General features: G+C 58.9%; 23 protein-coding genes, 1 tRNA gene and 1 pseudogene. 19 read left to right on the top strand and 6 right to left on the bottom strand.

Annotation, left to right across the window (positions count from 1 at the left end; all coding sequences use genetic code 11):
* Nucleotides 1–39 precede the first annotated feature (39 nt).
* The 4 genes from FHS83_RS17850 to FHS83_RS17835 all read left to right on the top strand — a co-directional run bounded on the left by FHS83_RS17850 (nucleotide 40) and on the right by FHS83_RS17835 (nucleotide 3,484).
* The gene (locus FHS83_RS17850) at nucleotides 40–2,040 is read left to right on the top strand and encodes an ATP-binding protein (RefSeq protein ID WP_167084622.1); all 2,001 of its coding nucleotides are present in this window, start codon (nucleotides 40–42) and stop codon (nucleotides 2,038–2,040) included.
* Nucleotides 2,041–2,103: 63 nt separating this feature from the next.
* Nucleotides 2,104–2,397 (top strand): acylphosphatase, encoded by a 294-nt coding sequence (locus tag FHS83_RS17845; RefSeq protein WP_167084620.1) that lies wholly within the window; start codon nucleotides 2,104–2,106, stop codon nucleotides 2,395–2,397.
* Nucleotides 2,397–2,753, top strand: coding sequence for a CidA/LrgA family protein (locus tag FHS83_RS17840; RefSeq protein WP_167084618.1), 357 nt, complete (start codon nucleotides 2,397–2,399; stop codon nucleotides 2,751–2,753). Before FHS83_RS17845 ends, FHS83_RS17840 begins: the two co-directional genes overlap by 1 nt.
* On the top strand, nucleotides 2,753–3,484 hold the full coding sequence (locus tag FHS83_RS17835) for an LrgB family protein (RefSeq protein WP_208414946.1): 732 nt from the start codon (nucleotides 2,753–2,755) through the stop codon (nucleotides 3,482–3,484). Before FHS83_RS17840 ends, FHS83_RS17835 begins: the two co-directional genes overlap by 1 nt.
* A 1-nt stretch (nucleotide 3,485) precedes the next feature.
* Here the strand turns inward: FHS83_RS17835 and FHS83_RS17830 are convergent, their stop codons facing one another.
* Nucleotides 3,486–3,923, bottom strand: a complete 438-nt coding sequence (locus tag FHS83_RS17830; protein ID WP_167084616.1) for a cbb3-type cytochrome c oxidase subunit I — start codon at nucleotides 3,921–3,923, stop codon at nucleotides 3,486–3,488.
* Between the two features lie 95 nt (nucleotides 3,924–4,018).
* Nucleotides 4,019–4,675 carry a lipoyl(octanoyl) transferase LipB gene (lipB, locus tag FHS83_RS17825; RefSeq protein WP_167084614.1) on the bottom strand — a complete coding sequence of 219 codons (657 nt, stop codon included), beginning with the start codon at nucleotides 4,673–4,675 and terminating at the stop codon, nucleotides 4,019–4,021.
* A gap of 40 nt (nucleotides 4,676–4,715) precedes the next feature.
* On the opposite strand from lipB, the gene FHS83_RS17820 reads away from it, so the two are divergent.
* From FHS83_RS17820 to FHS83_RS17800, 5 genes are all read left to right on the top strand, one after another.
* Complete coding sequence (locus tag FHS83_RS17820; protein WP_167084612.1) at nucleotides 4,716–4,952, top strand: FliM/FliN family flagellar motor switch protein; 237 nt, start codon at nucleotides 4,716–4,718, stop codon at nucleotides 4,950–4,952.
* Nucleotides 4,953–5,049: 97 nt separating this feature from the next.
* On the top strand, nucleotides 5,050–5,547 hold the full coding sequence (locus FHS83_RS17815) for an NAD(P)-dependent oxidoreductase (RefSeq protein ID WP_208414945.1): 498 nt from the start codon (nucleotides 5,050–5,052) through the stop codon (nucleotides 5,545–5,547).
* Nucleotides 5,535–6,299: a phosphoadenylyl-sulfate reductase gene (locus FHS83_RS17810; RefSeq protein ID WP_208414944.1), complete on the top strand. Its 765-nt coding sequence runs from the start codon at nucleotides 5,535–5,537 to the stop codon at nucleotides 6,297–6,299. The genes FHS83_RS17815 and FHS83_RS17810 overlap by 13 nt, the downstream gene beginning before the upstream one ends.
* A gap of 17 nt (nucleotides 6,300–6,316) precedes the next feature.
* Nucleotides 6,317–6,724, top strand: a complete 408-nt coding sequence (locus tag FHS83_RS17805) for an ArsR/SmtB family transcription factor (RefSeq protein WP_243846453.1) — start codon at nucleotides 6,317–6,319, stop codon at nucleotides 6,722–6,724.
* A 223-nt stretch (nucleotides 6,725–6,947) separates the two neighbouring features.
* A tRNA-Leu gene (locus FHS83_RS17800) sits at nucleotides 6,948–7,031 on the top strand.
* Between the two features lie 234 nt (nucleotides 7,032–7,265).
* On the opposite strand, the gene FHS83_RS17795 is transcribed toward FHS83_RS17800, so the two are convergent.
* Nucleotides 7,266–8,165 carry a LysR family transcriptional regulator gene (locus tag FHS83_RS17795; RefSeq protein ID WP_167084610.1) on the bottom strand — a complete coding sequence of 300 codons (900 nt, stop codon included), beginning with the start codon at nucleotides 8,163–8,165 and terminating at the stop codon, nucleotides 7,266–7,268.
* Nucleotides 8,166–8,290: 125 nt separating this feature from the next.
* On the opposite strand from FHS83_RS17795, the gene FHS83_RS17790 reads away from it, so the two are divergent.
* The 6 genes and pseudogenes from FHS83_RS17790 (at nucleotide 8,291) to FHS83_RS17765 (ending at nucleotide 13,067) form a co-directional block, all read left to right on the top strand.
* The gene (locus FHS83_RS17790; RefSeq protein ID WP_167084608.1) at nucleotides 8,291–9,247 is read left to right on the top strand and encodes a polysaccharide deacetylase family protein; all 957 of its coding nucleotides are present in this window, start codon (nucleotides 8,291–8,293) and stop codon (nucleotides 9,245–9,247) included.
* An 11-nt stretch (nucleotides 9,248–9,258) separates the two neighbouring features.
* Nucleotides 9,259–9,735, top strand: a complete 477-nt coding sequence (locus tag FHS83_RS17785; RefSeq protein WP_167084606.1) for an ester cyclase — start codon at nucleotides 9,259–9,261, stop codon at nucleotides 9,733–9,735.
* 80 nt (nucleotides 9,736–9,815) lie between these two features.
* Nucleotides 9,816–9,974 (top strand): annotated as a pseudogene (locus tag FHS83_RS17780) (efflux RND transporter permease subunit); the annotation flags it as partial.
* Nucleotides 9,975–10,211: 237 nt separating this feature from the next.
* Nucleotides 10,212–11,699, top strand: coding sequence for a protein adenylyltransferase SelO family protein (locus tag FHS83_RS17775; RefSeq protein WP_167085614.1), 1,488 nt, complete (start codon nucleotides 10,212–10,214; stop codon nucleotides 11,697–11,699).
* A gap of 604 nt (nucleotides 11,700–12,303) precedes the next feature.
* A complete protein-coding gene (locus FHS83_RS17770; protein WP_167084604.1) occupies nucleotides 12,304–12,648 on the top strand; it encodes a hypothetical protein in 345 nt (114 codons plus the stop codon).
* A gap of 86 nt (nucleotides 12,649–12,734) precedes the next feature.
* Nucleotides 12,735–13,067 (top strand): hypothetical protein, encoded by a 333-nt coding sequence (locus FHS83_RS17765; RefSeq protein WP_167084602.1) that lies wholly within the window; start codon nucleotides 12,735–12,737, stop codon nucleotides 13,065–13,067.
* On the opposite strand, the gene FHS83_RS17760 is transcribed toward FHS83_RS17765, so the two are convergent.
* Nucleotides 13,064–13,492 carry a BLUF domain-containing protein gene (locus FHS83_RS17760; protein ID WP_167084600.1) on the bottom strand — a complete coding sequence of 143 codons (429 nt, stop codon included), beginning with the start codon at nucleotides 13,490–13,492 and terminating at the stop codon, nucleotides 13,064–13,066. The two genes, FHS83_RS17765 and FHS83_RS17760, sit on opposite strands and share 4 nt — an antisense overlap.
* A gap of 238 nt (nucleotides 13,493–13,730) precedes the next feature.
* Here FHS83_RS17760 and FHS83_RS17755 point away from each other — a divergent pair, with 238 nt between their 5' ends.
* Entirely contained in the window at nucleotides 13,731–14,162 is a 432-nt protein-coding gene (locus tag FHS83_RS17755) for a DUF1489 family protein (protein ID WP_167084598.1), read from the top strand.
* Here FHS83_RS17755 and panC read toward each other — a convergent pair whose 3' ends face one another.
* Nucleotides 14,163–15,014, bottom strand: a complete 852-nt coding sequence (gene panC / locus FHS83_RS17750) for a pantoate--beta-alanine ligase (protein ID WP_167084596.1) — start codon at nucleotides 15,012–15,014, stop codon at nucleotides 14,163–14,165. It lies immediately after the preceding gene.
* A 67-nt stretch (nucleotides 15,015–15,081) separates the two neighbouring features.
* On the opposite strand from panC, the gene putA reads away from it, so the two are divergent.
* Complete coding sequence (gene putA / locus FHS83_RS17745; protein WP_167084594.1) at nucleotides 15,082–18,213, top strand: bifunctional proline dehydrogenase/L-glutamate gamma-semialdehyde dehydrogenase PutA; 3,132 nt, start codon at nucleotides 15,082–15,084, stop codon at nucleotides 18,211–18,213.
* A gap of 19 nt (nucleotides 18,214–18,232) precedes the next feature.
* Here the strand turns inward: putA and FHS83_RS17740 are convergent, their stop codons facing one another.
* A complete protein-coding gene (locus FHS83_RS17740; RefSeq protein ID WP_208414940.1) occupies nucleotides 18,233–19,843 on the bottom strand; it encodes a D-alanyl-D-alanine carboxypeptidase in 1,611 nt (536 codons plus the stop codon).
* Nucleotides 19,844–20,321: 478 nt separating this feature from the next.
* Between FHS83_RS17740 and clpS the strand changes: the two genes are divergently transcribed.
* Nucleotides 20,322–20,666, top strand: coding sequence for an ATP-dependent Clp protease adapter ClpS (gene clpS / locus FHS83_RS17735; RefSeq protein WP_167084590.1), 345 nt, complete (start codon nucleotides 20,322–20,324; stop codon nucleotides 20,664–20,666).
* 3 nt (nucleotides 20,667–20,669) lie between these two features.
* Nucleotides 20,670–22,988, top strand: a complete 2,319-nt coding sequence (clpA, locus tag FHS83_RS17730; RefSeq protein WP_167084588.1) for an ATP-dependent Clp protease ATP-binding subunit ClpA — start codon at nucleotides 20,670–20,672, stop codon at nucleotides 22,986–22,988.
* Nucleotides 22,989–23,090: the final 102 nt, after the last annotated feature.

Here is a 23,090-nt window from a genome sequence, read left to right as displayed (position 1 = left end):
CTGGGGAATTGCCCGCCACGCCTGAGGCCGGAGCAGTCTGTGTTTAAGAAAATCCTGATCGCCAACCGAGGCGAAATCGCCTGCCGCATTATTCGCACCGCCCGCCGGATGGGCATAAGAACGGTGGCGGTCTATTCCGACGCCGATCAGGGGGCGTTGCATACGGAACTCGCCGACGAGGCCGTCCGCATCGGCCCGGCCCCCGCCGCCCAGTCCTATCTCAGTACCGCCGCCATCCTCGACGCGGCCGCGGCGACCGGAGCAGAGGCCATCCACCCCGGCTATGGCTTCCTCTCGGAGCGTCAGGCCTTCGCCGAGGCCGTCACCAAGGTTGCCGGGCTCGCCTTCATCGGCCCCTCGCCGGAGGCCATCGCCCAGCTGGGCGACAAGATCTATTCCAAGAAGCTCGCCAAAGAGGCCAAGGTCTCCACCATCCCCGGCTATGTCGGGGAGGTGATCGATCTGGACCACGCCGCCCGCATCGCCGCCGAGATCGGCTATCCGGTGATGGTGAAATCCTCCGCTGGTGGGGGCGGCAAGGGGCTGCGCATCGTTCGTTCCGAGACGGATTTGAAACAAGCGCTGCTCTCCTCCCATAACGAGGCCCGCTCCAGCTTCGGTGACGACCGGCTCTTCATCGAGAAATACATCGCACCCTTGCGCCATATCGAAGTGCAGGTCTTGGGCGATAAGCATGGCAATGTGATTCACCTGGGTGAGCGCGAATGTTCACTCCAGCGCCGTTACCAAAAGGTGATGGAAGAGACCCCATCCCCCTTCGTCGATCCCGAGATGCGCGCGCGCATGGGGGGGCAAGCCGTCGCGCTCGCCATGGCCGCTGGCTATGACAGCGCGGGCACGGTTGAGTTCGCGGTCGATAGCAATAAGAATTTCTATTTTCTGGAGATGAACGCCCGCCTGCAGGTGGAGCACAGCATCACCGAGATGGTGACGGGCCTGGATCTTGTCGAGCTCATGATCCGGGTCGCTTCAGGCGAAGAACTTCCGCTCACCCAAGCCGATGTGAAGCATGAAGGCGCGGCGCTGGAAGCCCGCGTCTACGCCGAGGACCCCGCACGCGGTTTCTTCCCATCCTCAGGGCGGCTGGTGCGCTATCGCATGCCGGAGGAGGGGGAGATCGGCAACGCCGTGCTGCGCCTCGATAGTGGCGTGCGCGAAGGCGATGAGGTCTCCATCCATTACGATCCCATGATCGCCAAAGTCTCGGTGCATGCGCCGACGCGGCTGGAAGCGATTGATGCAATGGGCTGCGCACTGGATGAATTCGTCATTGAAGGCATCACCCACAATCTCGGTTTCCTCACGGGGCTCACCCATCATCCGCGTTTCCGCGAGGGGCGTCTGTCCACGGGTTTCATTGCGGAGGAATATCCGCAAGGCTTCAAGAGTCGCCCGCTTGATGCCGTTTCTGCCCGTCGCTTTGTGGCCGCTGCGGTGGCGGCCAAGCTGATGCGTACCGAACGTGCCGCGGGGATCTCTGGAACCCTCAACGGGCCGCATTTGGCGGGCAGTGATTTCGGTGTGGCGATAGGAGAGCAAACCTTCTCCGTCAGCCACGCCTTCATGCTGGAAAACATGTTCGCGGCGCTGATCGATGGCGCGCCGTTCAGTGCTGCCATTGACTGGCGTCCCGGCAGGCCGTCCCTGCGCATGACACACGAAGGCATCACCTATGCCATCCGCCTCACGCGTTTGCCCGGTGGCTATCATTTGGATCAAGGCGGGTTTGGCGTGCGGGTCTCGGTGCGTTCGCCGCGTGCGGCGGAACTTGCGAGCTTCATGCCGAAGCGCGCGCAAAATGGCTCCGCGAAAAAACTCTTATGCCCGATGCCCGGATTGGTGGTTGCGATCAAGGTCGAAACCGGCCAAGAGGTGAAAGCTGGTGACACACTTGCGGTTGTCGAAGCGATGAAGATGGAAAACGTGCTGATTGCCGAACATGACGGCAAAATCGCGGCGGTAAAAGTGCGAGCAGGCGACAATCTGGCATTGAACGATACAATTCTTGAATTTGCGTGACGTTTGGGCTCGTTGCCGCGGCCCGTGGCGCTGTGTAATGGTGCCCTAAGAAGGATGCTTTAGATGGCCGAAGAAGGCGATCTGACTACATTGCGGGTGAAGATCGAGGGCTATGTCCAATCGGTCGGTTATCGCAATTTTGCCATGATGGAAGCGCGCCGCCTCGAGCTCGACGGCTGGGTGCGCAATCGCTCCGATGGAACTGTGGAGATCCTGATTTCTGGGCCCAATGCGGCCGTGGAGACGTTTGTGGGCCTTGCCATGCGCGGGCCTTCGAGTGCGCGCGTCACCAATGTCGAGCTTCACCAGGCCGAGCCTCCGGCCGATAAAGGCTTCCGCCGCCGGCCGTCACTCTGATGCTTTCCGCCTTTGCCGTTCTGCTCGGCTTTCAGCTCATTGGCGAGGTTATCGCCCGGGCATTTCACCTTGGCATCCCGGGGCCCGTGATCGGGCTTTGCCTTCTCGCCATCGCCTGCATGATCAACGAGCCACTGCGCGCCTTCACCGAGCGCGCCGCTCGCCCGCTGATCGGAACGCTGTCGCTGCTTTTCCTGCCCGCGGCTGTGGGCGTGGTGCAGTTTCTGCCGGTGCTTCAAAAGCAGGGTTGGGCGATTGGTCTGTCGATCCTGCTTTCGACTGTCTTGGCGCTCGCCGTCACCGCGCTGGTCTTTCGCTTCGTGGTCCACCATCTCAAATTGGAGGACCGCGAATAATGCCTGACGTGAAGATGCCTGACGTGACCCAGCTCTGGGTCTATCTCTCGGCCACGCCGCTGTTATGGCTGTTTGCGACTCTTGCCGCTTTCGCGCTCGCCGATCGTCTCTCTGCGTCTTTCAAGCGCCATCCCGCCGCCAATCCCGTGCTGGTGGCGACGATCATTCTGGCCTTGCTGCTCGAAGTCACTCGCACGCCTTACACGACCTATTTTGCGGGCGCGCAGTTTGTGCACTTCATGCTTGGACCGGCCACCGTGGCGCTGGCGGTTCCGCTGGCAAAGGAATGGCGCCGCGTGAAGCGGCTGGCTATTCCGATTACCGTTGCGCTTTTGGCTGGTTCGTTGACGGCCATTCTCAGTGCAATCGGTATTGCTGCGTTGCTCGGCGCCCCGCACACGGTTCTCGCTTCGCTGGCGCCGAAATCCGTGACCACGCCTATCGCGATGGGCATCTCGTCCATCATCGGCGGCTTGCCGTCGCTGACCGCAACTTTTGTGGTGATCACCGGCATTCTCACCGCGATCATCGCGGGGCCAGTATTCAAGCTCATCCGCATGAAGGATCACGCCGCCAGCGGTTTTGCAACGGGGCTCACCGGTCACGGCATCGGCACCGCGCGCGCCTTCCAGGATGGCCACATCGCGGGCACGTTTTCAGGCCTCGCCTTGGCGCTGAATGGGGTGCTGACCTCCATTCTCGCGCCGCTGGTGATGAAGCTCTGGCCTTGAATTACTCCGCCGCCATTCGCATATGATCAGTAAGGCGGTTTTGACCGTCGTCTTGATCGCGTTTGCGCACCAGCTCCCGTATGGCGGAGATCAGAAAGGTGATCATGCCCGCCATCGCCAGCAATTCGCCGGTGATCAGCGGGGCGAGATAGGTGCCCTTTTGCGTGATGAGATAAGCCCCGAGGGACGGGATCATGATCACCACCGCTAAGGTGGCGAGCGCATAGTTTGTCCAGGCCAGCCATTTCAGCATGGTCTTGGCGGTGAGGGCGTAGAAGGTCCCGTAAAGGGCCATCGTCACCCAGCCCACCAGATTTATATGGGCGTGCACGGGCGTCAGGCGAAAGTCCTGCTGCGCCCCCATGAACGCCCCCAGCCCCATGCCGGCCATGACAAACAAAGCACCCGTGACAAAGAAAGCTGCGGATACGCGTGGCATGTCACCCCTCCAATGCGGAATGGCCAAAGTGGAATGGCCGAAGTGGAATGGTAAGTAATACGGCGTATCGCAACTTTATCTTGCGCGGGCAAGCGTCACGTTTCTTGGGTGGGGCCGAAAACCTCTTCAAAGGCCGCACGCATCGCGACGTCCACGTCAGCCATGGTGCAGACGATGCCGAGATCGGCCAAGCTCGTCACGCCATGGGCGCGTATTCCGCAAGGCACAATGCCCTCGAAATGGGTCAGGTCGGGCTCGACATTGAGCGCCACACCGTGAAACGTCACCCAACGGCGCACGCGCACGCCAAGGGCCGCGATCTTGTCCTCGCGCGATCCGCGCGCCACCCAAATGCCGACGCGGCCTTCGCGCCGTTCGCCTTTGACACTGAAGTGGTCGAGGGTGCGGATCAGCCATTCTTCAAGATCGCGCACGAATTTGCGTACATCGCTGCCGCGGGGTTTCAGGTTCAGCATGACATAGCCGACGCGCTGGCCTGGGCCGTGGTAGGTGAACTGTCCGCCGCGGCCAGTGTGATAGACCGGAAAGCGCGCGTCGATCAGGTCGGCTTCCTTGGCGCTGGTGCCCGCGGTGTAGATCGAGGGGTGCTCGACCAGCCAAACCCGTTCGGGCGCAGAGCCTTCAGCGATGGCGGCCGCGCGCGCCTCCATGAAGTCTACTGCCTCGGGATAGGGTAGGTATCCTTCGCGGATGACCCACTCTGGCTTTGAAATTAACGAGTCCGAAACCATGTCGCCCTAAGGATGCTCTGTACGCTTTCGGATATGGTCCATGCTCGGCAACATCTCTAATGTCAAAGTAGAAATTTCGGTGGTTCTGGGCCGGTCGGTCATTCCGATGCACCAGCTCCTGCGCATGGGCCGCGGTGCGGTGATCGAATTGGATACCAACCAGGATGACCCCGTCCTGATCCTGGCTAATGACAAGCCGATTGCTAGGGGTGAAATCGTCATCCAAGGCGACAAAATCGGTGTTTCCGTGCTGGAATTGCTCCGCGGCTATAACTAATCACACTGTAAACTGTGTTATATAACGTATAACACAGTTACGTATTGCATTTTTATGCGAAGCCTCCTACCTCTTTGTACATCAAGAGGCGGAACCCGTGCTTCCAATTGTTCTCAACCCTGAACTTGCTCGAATCGGCCTTATCGGGACCGGTGACGCCTTTGCACGCCGTGCTGCGCTCTTGGAAGGCGCTGGGGTGAAAGCGGTCGTGCTTGGTTCCGACGCGGCGCTGGAAGGGTTATCCGTTCTTTTTGTCGCTGGTCTCGGTGCGGACCTTTCGGAAGATTTGGCGCGCCGTGCCCGGGCGCTTGGCATTCTCGTGAATGTCGAAGACGTTCCGCATCTCTGCGATTTTCATGTCCCCGCGATTGTGCGCCGGGGCGATCTTGTTTTCAGCGTCTCGACCAAAGGCCGTTCGCCCGCCTTAGCGCGGCGTCTGCGCGAATGGCTGGAAAGCCAGTTCGGCCCCGAATGGGAAACCCGCTTGGAAGAATTAGCCGTGTTGCGCGAAACGCTGCGCGCGGATGGCGTTCACGGCGAGGCGCTCGCAGGCAGCGTTCGCGGCGTTATTGAAGAGAAAGGTTGGCTGAAGTGAGTGCGGTCACGGTGATCAGTGGGGCTCCGCGTGCGCGTCAGGAGACTTTGCCGGCGGCTATCGCGACGCGTCTTGCGAAGCTGCAAACGGCTGCGGAAGGTCTTGAGCCGCAGGAGATTGTCGCGCTCGCGCTCAAGGAATTTCCCGGTAAAGCCACGGTGGTGTCGTCTTTCGGCGCGGAATCGGCCGTGCTTTTGCACATGATGGCCGCGGTCGATCCCAACACGCCGGTGCTGTTCCTCAATACCGGCAAGCTCTTTGGCGAAACCTTGCGCTATCGCGACCGTCTGCAGGACCTTTTAGGTCTCGGCGATTTGCGCGCCCTGGGTCCAGACCCGCGTGATCGGGCGCAGAAGGATCCGGAAGGCACGCTCTGGTCCAAGGATGTCGATGCCTGCTGCGATTTTCGCAAAGTCATCCCGCTGCGCCGCGCCCTTGAAGGATTTGAGGCCCAGCTGACGGGCCGCAAGCGCTTTCAAACCCGCGAACGCGCAGCCATGCAGGCCGTGGAATTTTTCGAGGGCAGGTTCCGCTTCAATCCGCTCGCCAACTGGTCCCAGACTGAACTCGAAGCCTATATATCCAAGCACAACCTACCGCGACATCCCTTAGTGGAAGATGGCTACCCGTCCATCGGCTGCATGCCCTGCACGCGGCGCGTCAAATCCGGCGAAGACTATCGTGCTGGTCGCTGGGCCGGGCTCGATAAGGATGAATGTGGCATCCACGGCGTGGACGGCGAAGGCATCTAGCGGAAATATCCATCTTGATGGGGCCGGGGGCGTTGATTTCCGCTGCTCCGTCGTCATGGGCGATGCTTTTCACATTAGTCAGTGCTAATATTGGGGTGAAGGATATTGCATTGGCCGCGTCGGATTCACGAAACCTGAAAGTCATGGCGAAAAAGGCGGACGAAGCAGCCGCCTTGATGCGATCCCTGTCTCACGGCGCACGTCTAAAGGTTCTCTGCGAGCTTTCAGCAGGCGAAAAGAGCGTCGGCGAGCTCGTGGAACTGTCCGGGCTCAGCCAGTCGGCGTTGTCTCAGCATTTGGCTCGTCTCAGGGAAGAGAATCTGGTGGCCACTCGCCGGGAGGCGCAGACCATTTACTATTCTGTGGCCGACCCCAAAGTGCTGAAGCTGGTCCGTCTGCTCTACGAGCTTTATTGCGGAAAATGAGGCCTAGGCCCGGTCCGGGGAATCGGTGTTTCGGTTCCGGCTAGCAAGTCTCCTCCGCTAAAGAGCAAAAAGTGGCCTCGGCCCGCCGAAAACCCCTCCCGCGCGAAACTGCCGCGCATTATCGGCAGAAGAAGTGGGCAGATTCCGCATTCAGACGGCATTTCAACGGTTTATTTCTCTTCACAAGCGCTTGGCGGTTTGCTACACACCGCGCCCCTGAGCTGCGGTCGTGGCGGAATGGTAGACGCACTAGCTTGAGGTGCTAGCGGGGCAACCCGTGGAAGTTCGAATCTTCTCGACCGCACCATTCTCTTTTTAAGAGATTGGATTTGCTGAGTTTTACCAACTCAGCCCCGCACCTTTTGACCAGGTGCGGGGATAGTGTGTTCAGGGGACGTTCTAAAAAATGCGATCATCGGCAGCGCGCGCTAAGCGCCTGAGGTTGGCTTTGCGGGTGTAGAGCTCTGCCACGCCGAGCGAGCTAACCGAAGAGCGCCATTAACTCATCATTGCACCGGCGCTCTGCCCAGCTTGATGCAATTCAGCCCTTTGCACTTGCCCGCTTTAGCCGTTCGGCCATAGCGTCGAGGAAAAGGCGCACCCGCGTCGGCATATGCCGGCTGGTGGGGAAGAGCGCACAGATCGGAGCCGGTTCGCTTTGCCATTTGGGCAGCACGCGCACCAGCCGCCCATCGCGCAAATCTCTTTCGACATCGATGATGGATTTGAGGATCAGCCCATGACCGCTCAAGGCCCAATCATACGCGACGTCCCCGCTATTGCTCAAAAGCCTCGTGCTTACCGGGACCTCGACGATTTCTCCCTTAGGCCCAATAAGCCGCCACATGGTGGAGCCGGTGCCGAACAAAAGGCAGTCATGACCGGCGAGGCCTTGCGGGCGAGTGGGCTTGCCACGGCGTGCTAGGTAGCTTGGGGCGGCGACCAGAACACGATGATTATCGGCAAGCTTGCGCATGATAAGGCCGGGCACTTTTGGCTCGCCAATGCGCACCACGATATCTAGGGATTCATTGATCAGATTGGAGATCTGATCGCTAAAAACGAGATCTACTGATAGCAAGGGATTAGCCTCCACCATCTCAGCGCAAACTGGGCTGACATGACTGCGGCCGAAGGAAACCGTTGTCCCGACCCGGAGGAGACCGCGCGCCTCGATGCGCCCATGGCTGAGGGAGGCTTCGGCCTCATCGATTTCTGCAAGGATGCGCAACGCCCGCTCATATAGCTCACGCCCCTCCGCAGTCAGGGCACTGCGGCGCGTGCTGCGAGCGAGCAGCCTTGTATCTAACCGGTGTTCCAGATTTGCCAAGCGCTTGCTGACCACGCTTAAGGCGAGCCCCATCTCCCGCCCCGCAGCGGACAAGCTGCCCGTCGCAACAATGCGAACAAAGGTGCGCAGTTCGGGAATGTCGTCGAGCATATCAATTATTTCCAAAAAGTGTAGAGACTCTCGAATGCTACGCCAATTATCGCCAAATACGAAAGCTCCTATTTTCTCCGCATCGGCCTCAATTTCCATCGTCGCAGCCGATCGAGGACATCACTATGGCTTTCTCTCAAGCATCCCGACGTCATTTTCTTGCTGGAACCAGTCTTGCGGCCGCAGCAGCCTTGACCAGCGCTACCGCCAGAGCGGCAGCTACCAAAGGCCCGTTCTGGCCCCACGGTGAAAGGCTGGTGATCTCCATTTCCATGCAATTTGAGGCTGGCGGTCAGCCGCCTAAAGGAACCGACAGCCCATTCCCGAAAGTGGAGTTCCCCGAAAGCATGCCCTCGGACCCGGCGACCAACACCTGGTTCGCCTATGGCTATCGCGAAGGCATTCCGCGCATGCTTGATCTGTGGGACCGCCACGGCGTGAAAGTCACCTCCCATATGATCGGCGAAGCGGTGCGTCACAATCCCGATCTGGCGCGCGAGATTGTCAAACGCGGCCATGAAGCCGCCGCACACGGCCCGCGCTGGAGCTCGCAATATCAAATGAGACGCGAGGAAGAACGCCGCTTCCTGATCGAGGCGCGTGAAATGGTGGCCGAGGTCACGGGCCAGACACCGGTCGGATATAATGCCAATTGGCTGCGGCGGGGCCCCAATACGCTCTCGCTGCTGCAAGAGCTTGGTTTTCTTTATCACATCGATGATCTCAGCCGGGACGAGCCATTCCTGGAAAAGGTCAACGGCAAGGATTTCGCGGTGGTGCCATATACCTTGCGCAACAACGACATTCTTCTGATCGAAGGGCGGAATTACTCGCCTGAGAAATTCCTCGAACAGATCAAGATGGATTTTGACGTTCTCTATCGCGAAGGCGCAACGCGGCGGCGGCTGATGTCAATCAGCGCGCATGACCGCATCAGTGGAACGCCGCAAATGGTGGAGGCGTGGGATCGCTTTCTTACCTACGCCAAGAAACACCGAGGGGTCGCCTTTATGCGCAAAGACGAGATCGCACGCTTTGCCGCGACAAGTGCCATTACCTTGCGTGATCCCGAAACCATTTAGGAGTATCCGCCATGGCCTTCAAACCGAGTCTTGCTCTTTCGGCCGTCATGCTGCTTTCGCCCACCTTCGCGCAAAGCCAAGAGCCGCCACCCGCCGTGCAGGCATTCTATCAATTCTGGGCAAGTGGAGACGAAAGCTTGCTGCCTAGAGCGATTGCGCCCAGCTTCACCGATCATACGCTGCCTGCTGGCAGGCCGCAGGGGCCGGAGGGCCCTGCTTTTGCCTCACACAAATTCCGCGCGGCGGTTCCGGATTTATCTTTGACCATCGAGAAGATGATCATCGCGGGCGAGTATGTCACGGTGCATATGCAGTTTCACGGCCACTTCACCGGCAGCTTTGGTAGCCATAAAGGCAAAGGGCAGGCGATTGATTTCATCGCTACCGATTTAGTGAAGGTCACCGATGGCCGCATCACCGATAACTGGCATATCGAGGATAACCTGACACTGCTCAGTCAGATGGGTATCGCGAAAATAGAACCTTGATCTTAGCAACGGCCCAGTGCGAGGATTTTTGGAGAGCGCTAGTGACCGCCATGGTGTCTGGTATCAAGTGGCCGAAAGGGGGCGATCAGAGCCGTATCGCGCTCGGCACCGCGGTGGTCGGCGGCATGTTGACGGCCACCATCCTCGCGATCTTCTACGTGCCGATGTTCTTCGTCGTGGTCTCGCGACAGTTCGCTGACAAGGGCCGGAAAGCTGAAACGGGAGGGAAGGTCGCGTGAGATTAGCGCGATTTTCCCGGTGGGCGGGTCTCTTCAAGGCAAGAAACGATCGGTTCGCTGGAGTTCGTCCGAATTCGTCGATATTCCGGGTGTTTCCTGGGCCGCAGCTTAATTCACGGGTGTTCGCTAACTTCTGTTTGGTGTTGAAATTCCAGGAGGAGTGGCGAACCTTGGCTTTCGCGGTATGATACGAGTGGCTAATGCTTGACCACGGTAGTATGTGCCAGCGAATTTAGGATCGACCAAAACGGGGAGCCTAGCATTTTTGCTTTTGACAACAGTTATGCGCGGTTGCCGGATCGGTTTTTCGCGCGCGTCTCCCCCACGCCGGTGGTCGCGCCTAAGCTCATCCAGCTGAACGAGGTCTTGACTGCCGATTTGGGGCTGAATGCTGAACTTCTCTCGAGCCCGCAAGGCGTGGCGTGGCTTTCAGGCAATGAGCTGCCCAGCGGTAGCGTGCCGATCGCGATGGCATATGCCGGTCATCAGTTCGGGCAGTTCGTTCCGCAACTGGGCGACGGCCGGGCGATTATGCTGGGTGAGATCGTTGGCTGCGATGGCCTTCGTTACGACATTCAGCTCAAGGGGGCTGGAAGAACGCCCTTTTCGCGCAATGGCGATGGGCGTGCTGCGCTTGGGCCGGTGCTGCGCGAATATATTGTCAGCGAAGCCATGGCGTCGCTGGGCATTCCGACGACACGCAGCCTGGCTGCGGTTACGACGGGAGATGTTGTTGTCCGCGACACGGCGCTGCCGGGCGCGATTTTGACCCGCGTTGCCGCAAGCCATATTCGCATCGGTACCTTCCAATATTTTGCGGCGTGGGGTGATCGGGACGGCATTCGTCTGCTCGCAGACTATGTCATCGCGCGGCATTATCCGGCTTGTGCGAAGGCGCCCAATCCCTATCGGGCGTTTTTTGAGGCCGTCATCGAACGCCAAGCCGAGCTTGTGGCGCGCTGGCTGCTGGTCGGCTTCATCCACGGCGTGATGAACACGGACAATATGGCGATTTCGGGCGAGACCATAGACTACGGCCCCTGTGCGTTCCTGGACGCCTATGATCCGGCAAAGACGTTCAGCTCTATCGACGTTCGTGGTCGTTACGCTTATGGCAATCAGCCGAGGATCGCGCATTGGAACTTGTCACGATTGGCCGAGACTTTGCTGCCTTTCTTTGCCGAGAGCGAAGAAGACGCTGTTGCTGCAGCCCAAGAGGCCCTCGACGGTTTTGCGCCGAAATTCAACTCGGTCTACACCGCCGGTCTCTGCCGTAAAATCGGCCTGCAACAGACGCGTGCAGGAGATGTCGATCTGGCAAAGGATCTGCTGGCGCGCATGTCAGAGAACCATGCTGATTTCACGCTGACCTTCCGCCGATTATGCGATGCGGTGGACGGTTCGGGGACCGCCGTGCGCGCCTTGTTTGGCAATCCAGAGTCTTTTGACGAATGGGCCGTACGATGGCGGCAGCGGTTGGCAGAGGAAGCGATCGACCAGGCAACCCGGTCCGGTATGATGCGCGCTGCCAATCCCGCGTTTATCCCGCGCAATCATCGCATTGAGGAGGCTATTACGGCCGCTGTTGGCCGGGGCGATTTTGCGCCGTTTCGGACACTGCTGATGGTGCTCTCTAATCCCTATAGCGATCAGCCTGGGTTCGAAAACTATGCCGATCCGCCGCGGCCTGATCAAATTGTCGAGCAGACTTTTTGCGGAACCTGATTTTTGCAGGTCAGCGAAGGCTTGGCTCTTCGCTGCGAGGAGGTCTTGTTCTCGCGGGATAAGCAAGGGCCAACGATGGCGGCGTGATTGCCATCGGGAGCCAGGAGCGGGATTCAGTTATGAAAAACCAAGCCCGAGGAGAGCTATCCGAGCCAGGGTAAGTATACCTAAGCCTTTGACATTCAAGAATACTGACACAATTTTGACCGCACCATCTTTTATTTTTGAAGGATGAGTGATGATTTCAGAGGCCAGGGCTAAGCCCCGGCGCATTGCCATCGCAGCGCAGTTGCGCCATAGCGAAGGGCAGTCCGCGAGTTTTCCCGAATGTCCGATCCCTTCCCCCCGGCCCAAACCCGCATCTATTTGAATGCGCCTCCCTTTTTTCGGGCCATCGGCTGTGGCGGCTGCGGCTTGGGTTGCGGAGCTGTGTTGATTGGGGCTTTCGTGCTCGGCGGTCTTTTCGGGGTATTGTTGTTCGGCTGGCGCACCCTTCTGGGGTATTGAGCGCTTTCCCCATGGGTAACCCGTCTTGGGAGAATTGATTACCGTCGCAAGCTGTTGTCTCCTTCGGTCATGGTTGGTTAATCCATGGGGCAACGCAATGAACGAGCTATCTCAGTTTCTCGACGGCTTGATGCTGTTTTTTCGCACCGGCTTTAATCAAGTAAATGCATATCTTGGCCTGATCATCGCACTGATCGCGTCCTTTCAGCTTTCCAATTGGAGAAAGCTATGGGAGGCGGCGCTGGCGGCACTGATTTTTCACATTCTCGCTTTGGCGCTGGCGCCCGTGGTTGATCACGGGGCCCCGTTGCGGATGCCTGCGATCCTCGATCCGGGGGTGTTGCGCAATTGGTTGGCGATTTACGTGGGTTATATCATTCTGATCGCGGTTTTCTTTTTCCTCCGCACGCGCCTGTTGAAGCCCGTTGTAGCGCACCATTAGGCGAACTGACAAAACGATGCCAGCATTGCGCGATAGTCTTTTTCGCGTCATGGAGTATGCTATTCGGGGTAGTTGGGGGGTATAAGATGGCCTTGATTTCAGGCTTTCCGGCTTATTTTGTCGGCTTTGTTGCTGCGCTTCTGTCGATGCCGCTCGTATTTTGCGGGGCCGTGGTGGCAGTGTTTTTCGGATTGGTCACCGTCTCTCGGGCCGGGCTGGTTTTGGTGCCGGCTGTGGCCGCGATTGTTTTCACCACGCTCAGCGTTTTCGTGCCCAACCTGATCGGGCATGCGCCACTCAGCATTCCGGCTTTCGACGTCATGCTGCTGCGCGGTTTGGTGGCGGCTTATGTCGTTTTTCTGATCGCGGATAGTGTCGTGTTCGCCGTCAAAAAGGCGATCCTGCGCTTGATTGACTAGGCGGCCACGCGCTTGTTGAGACGGAAATAGTCGTGCAGCAGTACCGCAAGGCCTCGCGCCTTGTGGGTGGGCAGCGATGTCGTAATGGCCTCTTGCGTAACCTCATAGAGGGCAGCCGATTGTGGCGCGCTGGGATCGAGCTTTTCAAAGCCCATCGCCCAGTCGGCGAATAGGCGGTCGGCTGTTTCCTGCTGCACGAGTACGCGCAAGCCAATGTGGCGCAGGTCCCGTTGGACTTTTGCAAACACCGACAGGACAGAATCTTTCGGGCCCTCGAGAATTTGCAGGAAACCCTGGTCCATGCGTACGAGGACGCCGGTTATCTCCAAACGCCCGTTATTGCATCGCGAGAGGTTCAAGATCCTGTCGATATCGCTGTTGCTCATCGGCCAGGCAGCGGTAGAGACGTAGACGAGCTGGAACATGGCGCCTCCAAAGATATGGAAGCCTTGGCGAGGTGCCCTTAAGAGCTTCTAAAATAGTGCCGTGGTTTTCAGCGTAAACGCCTTCCTCGGATGTGGGCTCGCGAGAGAACCCTTCGATTCACAAGGATTTTCTGCCCCATAGGCGATCGGCTTAGGTATTTTCCACAGAAGCGTTCCAGATGTCGCTTGACCTGGCATGGCGGGCTCGCGGAAAACCGCAAGCACCAAGGAGCATCGCGTGACCGTTCACCTCGTAAAACTATGTGTTGGTGTGGAATCGATCCAGGACCTCTTGGATTGGCAGCAGGAATGCCTCGCGGAGCGCAAAAAGAAGAAGCAGCCGCTCGAGCTCGTCCACGTGACCCGCATGATGCCCAAGCGCATCGACGAGCTTCTGGACGGTGGTTCGCTCTATTGGGTGATCAAGGGCTATATCGCGGCGCGGCATCGCCTGATTGATATCCGCCAAGTCACCAAGAACGGCACGCCGCATTGCGCGATCGTCTATGATCCTGAATTGACCACTACCGAGCGCCGCTTCCGCAGTCCCTTTCAGGGCTGGCGGTATCTTGAAGCCAAGGATGTTCCGCCGGACGCCCGGCAGATAAAAGGCGGAGACGATTTGCCGGAAGCCTTGAAGATCGAGTTGGCCGAACTCGGCCTGCTTTGATCACACCGCCATATTGTCGAGCAGTCTTGTTGAGCCGACGGTGGCCGCGACCAGCACGCGGGCAGGGCGCTCCAGGCTTGAGAGCGGGGCGAGGGTCTCGGCATCGCGCAGGGTGAGATAGTCGACGGAGTTGAACCCGGCTTCCAGCACTGCCGCTTTGCCGCTTTCTTCCGCATCCGCGATCGGCATCCCATCGCGCACCTTGGCGATCAGGTTTTGCAGGATCACATTGAGCTGGCCCGCGATCTTGCGCTCGTTCTCGGAGAGATACGCGTTGCGGGAGGACATCGCCAAACCATCGCGCTCGCGCACGATCGGTGCGCCGAGGATGCGGATGTTGAGTCCGAGATCTTCTACCATGCGCCGGACCACCAGGAGTTGCTGGTAGTCTTTCTCACCAAACATGGCGACATCCGGCATGGCGGCGATCAGAAGTTTTGAAACCACCGTGGTCACGCCGCTGAAAAAATGCGGCCTGACATCGGCCTCAAGACCCAGCGCTGGCCCCTTCACCTCAACCCGGGTTGCAAAGCCGTTAGGATACAATTCGGTGACCTGGGGTGCGAAGATCAGATCGGTTTCTCCGCTCGCTCCCAGCTTTTCGGCATCTGCCATCAAAGTCCGGGGATAACGGTCGAAATCTTCGTGCGGCGCGAATTGTGTTGGGTTTACGAAAATACTCACCACCACCACATCGGCGTGATTGGTGATCTGCCGCGTGAGCGAAAGATGACCCGCATGCAGTGCCCCCATTGTAGGCACCAGCCCGATTTTTGCGCCGTCTTGGCGCAATGCTTTGATACGATGGCGTAATTCGGCGACGGTCGTCACGATTTGGGGGGCATTGCTCATGCCGTGACATTAGCGCGAGGCGCCGACTCTGCGCTACAATCGAATTGTCACTACAGCGAAGTTTCCTATGCGCGATACATCCCGAGCAGCCATTGCCGCAGCCTACCACGCCGATGAGGATTTGATTTCGGCGGAGCGTATCGCCCAGGCTAGGTTCTCGCCGGCAGAGCTCACCTCCATTCAGCTCCTGGCGCGCGGCTTGGTGGATCGCATCCGCAAGGAGGGGGGCCGCAAGGGGGGCGTCGACGCTTTCACCCAGGAATATGCGCTCTCGACCGAAGAGGGTATTGCGCTGATGTGCCTGGCCGAAGCGCTCCTGCGCGTGCCCGATGCGGAGACGGCCGACATGCTGATCCGGGACAAAATCGCGCCGGGAGATTGGGAGAGCCACATCGGGAAGTCCGACTCCTTGTTTGTTAACGCGTCCACTTGGGGGCTGATGCTGACCGGCCGTATCGTGCGTATGGGCCAGGAAGCGGGCTGGAAGACAAGCGACTGGAACCTGCAGGATAAGTTCAAGAAGATCGTCGCGCGCTCCGGCGAGCCAGTCATTCGTCAAGCCATTGGGACTGCGATGCGAATGCTCGGTGGCCAGTTCGTGCTGGGCCGCTCCATCAAGGAGGCGCTGCGTAATGGGCAGAAGTGGCGCAATGATGGATACCGCTATTCCTTCGATATGCTCGGAGAGGCCGCCTACACTAAAGCCGACGCTGCGCGCTATCTGGCGAAGTATGAGGAAGCCATTGACGAGGTGGCTCGCGGCTATAAGGACGATACCGCTTCCATTTTCCACCGCCCCTCGGTGTCGGTGAAACTATCTGCGCTGCATCCGCGCTACGAATGGGTCAAGCGAGAACGCGTCTTCGCCGAGCTGATGCCCCGCCTTGTCGGTCTAGCGAAACGTGCCCGTCTCGCCAATGTTGGCTTGACCATTGATGCGGAGGAGGCGGATCGCCACGAGCTGTTCCTCGATCTCTTCGAAGCCTTGGTCAAAAATGTCGAGATGAAGGGCTGGAATGGGCTTGGCCTCGCTGTTCAGGCCTATCAAAAGCGGGCCTTACCAACCATCCATTGGCTGACGGAGCTCGCACGCACGCACGGCACACGGCTTTCGGTGCGGCTCGTGAAAGGCGCTTATTGGGATACGGAGATCAAACGCGCGCAGGAGGCCGGACTTCGCGAATATCCCGTCTTCACGCGCAAAACGGCGACCGATACCTCCTACATCGCCTGCGCGCGGGCGCTCTTTGCGGTGCCGGATGCCATCTATCCGATGTTCGCCACCCATAATGCGCACACCATTTCTGCGATTGAGATTTTGTCAGGCGGGAGTCGGGATTTCGAATTTCAGCGGTTGCATGGAATGGGCGACGATTTACACGCCTTCTATCATCAGGAGCGCAAAGGCGTGGCGACCCGCATCTACGCACCTGTCGGTAGCCATGAGGATTTGCTCGCCTATCTCGTCCGCCGCCTTCTGGAGAATGGCGCGAACACTTCTTTCGTGAACCGCTTGGCGGATGACGAGGCCTCGGTTGATGCTCTGATCGCAGATCCCGTCACCCAGCTTGCCCAGGAAACCCCGCTCAGAAATGTGCGCATTCCTCTGCCGGCGGATATTCTGGGCGCCCGTAGGAACTCGTCGGGCTTCCTTTGGAGTGATCCGGTGAGCGCCGATCCGGTTCGCGCCACCATGGAGCGTGCGTTGCAGTCTCCGGCGGAGGCCATGCCGTTGATTGGCGGCGCGCCGCGCGAAGGGGCGGTGGAGGTCGCGTTTGATCCGTCTGACCGCAGCCGCGCCATTGGTCGTGTCAGTGTGGCAGGCGAGGCGGAGACTGAAGAGGCGCTTGAGATTGCGGTGAAGGCCCAAGCCAAATGGGACCGTCTTGGCGGAGAGGGCCGCGCGGAGATTCTTGAGAAAGCTGCAGACCTGTTCGAGAAGAACCGGTCGGAATTGATGGCCTTGATCGTGCGCGAGGCGGGTAAAACCTTGCCGACCGCCGTGGGCGAAGTGCGCGAGGCGGTGGACTTCCTGCGCTATTACGCGGCGGAGGCGCGGGCTCATTTCTCCGGCCCGGTTCGCCTTCCTGGGCCCACAGGTGAATCCAATGAGCTGACGCTGCATGGCAAAGGCGTGTTCGCCTGCATCAGCCCGTGGAATTTCCCTTTGGCTATTTTCACGGGTCAGATCGCGGGCGCGCTGGCCGCTGGTAATGCCGTGCTCGCCAAGCCTGCGGAAACGACTCCGTTGGTGGCGATGGCGGGAACCAAGCTTCTTCTCGAAGCTGGGGTGCCGGGCGACGTGCTGCATCTACTTCCCGGCAGTGGCCCTGTGATTGGGAAGGTAATGTTCGCCGATCCCCGTTTAGCTGGTGCGATATTTACCGGTTCAACAAGAACCGCGACCGCCATCAACCGGGCTCTTGCCATGCGCGACGGGCCTATCGCCACCGTGATCGCCGAGACGGGCGGCCAGAACGCCATGATCGTGGACTCGACGGCTTTGCCTGAGCAGGTCGCGCGCGATGCGGTGATGTCGGCCTTCGACAGCGCCGGGCAGCGCTGCTCGGCGTTGCGTGTCCTTTTTGTGCAAGAGGATGTCGCCGACAAAATGCTCGATATGATCATCGGCTTTTCAGAGGAACTCGCCATTGGCGATCCCTTCGATCCGGCGACGGACATCGGTCCGGTGATCAATGAGACGGCGCGCCAAAACCTCTCAAATCACGCCGAGAAGATGACGCGTCGGGCCAAACTCTTGAAGGCTCTGCCATTGGGACCGCAGCACGAGAATGGCTTCTTCTTTGCGCCTCACATCTTCGAAATCGGTGCGATTTCAGATCTCGAGGGCGAAGTTTTCGGTCCTGTGATGCATGTGGTGCGCTATGGGGCCGGGCAGTTGGACAAAGTCTGTGAGGCTGTGAACAGCACTGGCTTTGGCCTTACCTTAGGTGTTCATAGCCGGATTGAAGCTACGGCTGCTTTCGTTCGTGAACGGGTTCGCGCGGGCAACATCTACGTCAACCGCAATCAAATTGGTGCCGTGGTCGGTGTACAGCCGTTTGGCGGCGAGGGACTTTCAGGGACAGGCCCCAAAGCGGGTGGGCCGCAATATCTTCATCGCTTGGCGTTGGAGCGGACCTATACCGTCAACACCACGGCCTCTGGCGGCAACGTGGCACTGCTGAGTTCAAGCTGAGAAGAGCGCTAGGCCGCCATTACCGCGTGGCGATGGCGGCAAAGCAAGTCTGGCCGCGCTCGGTGAGGCGGGCACAAATCTGCCGGGCTTCCCGCTCGGCAAAGGGGCCAAAGCGGGCGCGATAGAGGGTGTGGCCGTCCACAGCTTGGAAGGGCACCACGATGCGCTGCGCTTGTCCAAGCACGTCCATGGCCTTTTCGGCGTAAGCCGCGAGCTGCGATCTGGCGAGTGCTAGATCGGCATAGGCACCGATTTGGATGGTCCAATCGTTGTGGCTGATGGAGGCGGTACGTGCGCCGCCAACATCCCCGGCATCGCCTTCTCCAATGATCACGGGGCGCGCCACCGGCTTCAGAACCGCGGTTGCTGGGGCCGTCTTACCAAGCTGAGCTGCGGCGACTGCCACGGGCGGAGGGGCGGACGGTCGGGCGGTAGGAATGGGATGTTGCGTTTGGGTGGCCACAACGACATCCGGCTTTTTCTGATCCAGCGCGGGCTTAGGCTGTGGCAAGACGGTTGCAACGAGCGGGCGTTGCGCTGGCTTGGGTTGGTTCAGCGCGAGCTGAGGCGCGGGTGTCTTGTTATAGGCCACCGTCGGCGCCTGACGCGCACCGCCGTTCTCCACATCTTCTGCATCCGCGCGGCGTTCAGCGGTATCTTCGTCGTCGCCCCCTGGGGATGCGGGCAGGGCGATAATAGTCCCCGAATTCGCGCCACCCGGATTAGGTGTGGAATTGGCCGCCACTTGCCAGGGCGTCTGCGTACGCGCAACCAGAGTGGGATTTTGCCCGATCTGGTTAAACGCCACATCCAAAAGCCGCATCATCTCGCGATCGCGCTTGGATGCGGTTCTTCCGCCCATCACCACGCCGATGACATGGACGTTATCGCGCGCCACGGAGGTAACGAGATTGAACCCGGAAGCGCCCGTGTACCCCGTTTTGATGCCGTCGGCCCCTCGGTAATGTCCTAGAAGATTATTATGCGTGACGTATTCCCCGCCCCGATAACTAAAGCCCGGGGTCGAGAAATAGTGATAATATTGCGGGAAGTCGTAGCAGAGGTGGCGCGCGAGGATCGCAAGATCATTCGCGGTGGTAATCTGCAGGTTATCGGGAAGGCCCGAGGCGTTGTGATAGAAGGTATTGCGCATGCCGAGCGCCCGCGCTTTTGCGGTCATCATCTCGGCAAAGTGGCCTTCTGTGCCGCCCAGGGCTTCTGCAATTGCGACGGCCACGTCATTGGCCGACCATACGACGGTCGCCTTGATCGCCAAATCCACATTGATTGAGTCGCCCGGGCGGACCCGGAGCTTGGTGGGGTTTTGGGCTGCGGCGTGGGCCGAAATCGGAATCGAGCTGTTAAGCGAGATCTGACCCTTCTTCAGGGCATCGAAAAGCAGATAGAGCGTCATCATCTTGGTCAGTGACGCCGGGTGACGCAGTTCGCTTTCATTGCGCGCATAAAGGACTTTGCCGTTGGTCCCATCGATGATCAGGGCGGCGTCCTTGGAAGGGTCTGTGGGGTTGGTCGGATAGGCGACGCGGGCAGCGCTCTGCGGACGGGCTTTATGGCGCCGTGCCTCGGCGGGCGCCGTCATCGCCACCACAGTTACAGCCAGAAGTGCCAAGACTGCCCAAGCTCTGAAGCTCCGGCCGGATTGGCGACGGTTTCGAATAAACATACGCAGCCCCAAAACTTCGGGTCTAAACGCCCGCGTTGCAACAATAGGAACAAATAGTTGCAACTTTCGCAAGTCAGGTCGGGCGTTTGGTGTTTGCTTCCCGGGCCTTAACGGACGTCTACGAGCAACCGTTAATGCGGGCGGCAAGGGCTTTGGACCTCGCGGCCGACCGATTCTGCGTCGCAGCATACGCATTTAGGCAGCCTCTGCCATAGGCGGTGTTGTCCTTATGGGGTTTTCCGGGGTGATTTCGACGTTTTTCCCGCCAGAAGGGGCAAGAACTGCCTTTGCTAGCGGCAACATCACTGCGGCTCCAATGCGCAGGCGACATTTTTTTGTCTAGCGGTAAACTCTATGGGGTTACACCTGTTGCGAAACGACGGATTAGCCCCTTTATAATTGCAACGAAGAATGAGCCGGGCACATGAAGGACGGACGGGACGACGATCAGCAGAACGGCGATAACGGCTCTGGGCCTGGAACCGGGGCTGTCACAAAAACGCGCCCCAAGACGAAGAAGCCGTCCTTGTACAAAGTCTTGCTGTTGAACGACGATTACACTCCGATGGAGTTCGTCGTGCACATTCTGGAACGGATTTTTAATAAGAACCGCGACGAAGCCGTGCAGATCATGCTGCATGTCCATCGTCATGGGGTTGGTGTTTGCGGTGTCTTTACCTTCGAGGTAGCTGAAACAAAAGTTGCCCAGGTTATTGAATTCGCAAGACGTCACGAGCATCCTTTGCAATGTACCATGGAGAAAGAGTAGCGAATGCCGTCACTCTCGCGCAGTCTCGAACAAGCTTTGCACCGCGCCATCAAACTTGCCAGTGACCGGCATCACGAATACGCAACTCTAGAGCATCTACTCCTAGCCCTAACGGACGACACGGATGCCGCGCAGGTCATGAAGGCCTGCAATGTCGATATCGATGCGCTCCGTCTCCAGCTCGTCAAATATATAGACGATGAACTCCTCACCCTGGTGATCGAAGACGGCGAAGACGCCAAGCCGACGACCGGATTCCAGCGGGTGGTGCAGCGGGCCGTGTTGCATGTCCAGAATTCGGGTCGCGAAGAAGTAACGGGTGCCAATGTGCTGGTTGCTCTGTTTACGGAGCGCGAGAGCCATGCTGTCTACTTCCTACAAGAGCAGAATATGACGAGGCTCGATGCGGTGAGCTATATCAGCCACGGCATCGCCAAGCGTCCTGGCATGAGCCAGCAAAAAAATGTGCGCGGTGCTGAAGAGGAGGAAGATTCCGATCGTCCGTCGCAGAAGAATGGCGGTGGTGCGCTGGAGAATTACTGCGTCAATCTCAATGAAAAAGCCAAGCAGGGCCGCATCGATCCTCTGATCGGCCGCGACTCGGAAGTCGACCGCACCATCCAGATCTTGTGCCGCCGGTCTAAGAACAATCCGCTTTATGTGGGTGATCCCGGCGTGGGCAAAACCGCAATCGCGGAAGGTCTCGCGCGGCGCATCGTCAAAGGCGAAGTCCCTGAGGTTTTGAAGCCGTGTACCATCTTTTCGCTGGACATGGGGGCTTTGATCGCCGGCACACGCTATCGTGGCGACTTCGAAGAACGCCTGAAATCCGTAGTGAAGGAGCTTGAAAACCTCCCTCACGCAATTTTGTTCATCGATGAAATCCACACCGTGATTGGCGCTGGTGCGACCTCCGGCGGCGCAATGGATGCCTCCAATCTCCTGAAGCCCGCGTTGCAGGCTGGGTCTCTGCGCTGCATTGGCTCGACGACCTATAAGGAATACCGCCAGTATTTCGAGAAGGATCGCGCGCTGGTGCGCCGCTTCCAGAAGATCGATGTGGCCGAGCCCTCCGTGCCCGACACTATCAAGATACTGAAGGGGCTGAAGCCGTATTTCGAGGAATTCCACAAGGTCCGCTATACCTCCGATGCGATCAAGGCCGCGGTAGAACTCGCGGCCAAGTATATCAATGACCGCAAGCTGCCCGACAAGGCCATCGACGTGATTGACGAGGTCGGCGCCTCGCAGATGCTGCTGCCCGAATCCAAACGCAAGAAAACGATTGGTGTGAAGGAAGTGGAAGATGTGATCGCCAAGATGGCGCGCATTCCTCCCAAATCGGTATCCAAGACGGATGCGGAGCAGCTCCGCAGCCTCGAAGCTGATCTTCGGCGCGTGGTTTTTGGTCAGGATGGTGCCATCGCAGCGCTGTCCTCGGCGATCAAGCTGGCCCGCGCAGGTCTGCGCAGCCCGGAAAAGCCCATCGGCTGCTATCTCTTCTCTGGCCCGACGGGTGTCGGCAAGACCGAAGTCGCCAAGCAGCTTTCGTCCGTTCTGGGCATGGAGCTGTTGCGTTTCGATATGTCGGAATACATGGAGCGTCACACCGTCAGCCGCCTCATTGGCGCGCCGCCGGGCTATGTCGGTTTCGATCAGGGCGGGCTTTTGACGGATGGTGTTGACCAGCATCCTCATTGCGTCCTGTTGCTGGACGAAATCGAAAAGGCGCACCAGGATCTCTACAATATCCTGTTGCAGGTGATGGACCACGGTAAGCTCACCGATCACAACGGCAAGAAGATCGATTTCCGCAATGTGGTGCTGATCATGACCACCAATGCGGGGGCGTCTGATGCTGCGAAAGAATCGATTGGCTTTGGCCGCGGTAAGCGGGCGGGCGAGGACGAAGAAGCCATCAAGCGGCTCTTCACGCCGGAATTCCGCAACCGCCTGGACGCCGTGATCCCGTTTGCGCCGCTGGGCCGCGAAACCATCGACCGCGTGGTCGAGAAGTTCGTGCTCGAACTCGAAGCGCAGTTGATCGATCGCGATGTGACCTTCGATCTGACGCCGGAAGCCACACGCTGGTTGGGCGAGAAGGGCTATGACGACTCCTTCGGGGCCAGGCCTCTCGCGCGCGTCATCCAGGAGAACATCAAGAAACCGCTGGCGGATGAAATTCTCTTCGGCAAGCTGCAAAATGGCGGCACGGTGCGTGTGCTTCTGGACCGCGAGGCGGACAAGCTGGTGTTTGAGTTCATCACTGACGCGGATAAGCCAAAGCAGCTCCCGCCGCCCGAGAAGCACGCAAGTGTATAGCTAAAAGTTCAAAGACGGGTCGTTAAGCCAAGGGCGGGGATACTCTCCGCCCTTATCTTTTGGCCCCAATGGTGATCCAATCGCTCCCACTGGACGTATGCT

The sequence above is a fragment of the Rhizomicrobium palustre genome, assembly GCF_011761565.1.
GTDB lineage: Bacteria > Pseudomonadota > Alphaproteobacteria > Micropepsales > Micropepsaceae > Rhizomicrobium > Rhizomicrobium palustre.
This window is presented reverse-complemented; position numbering and strand designations above follow the sequence as displayed.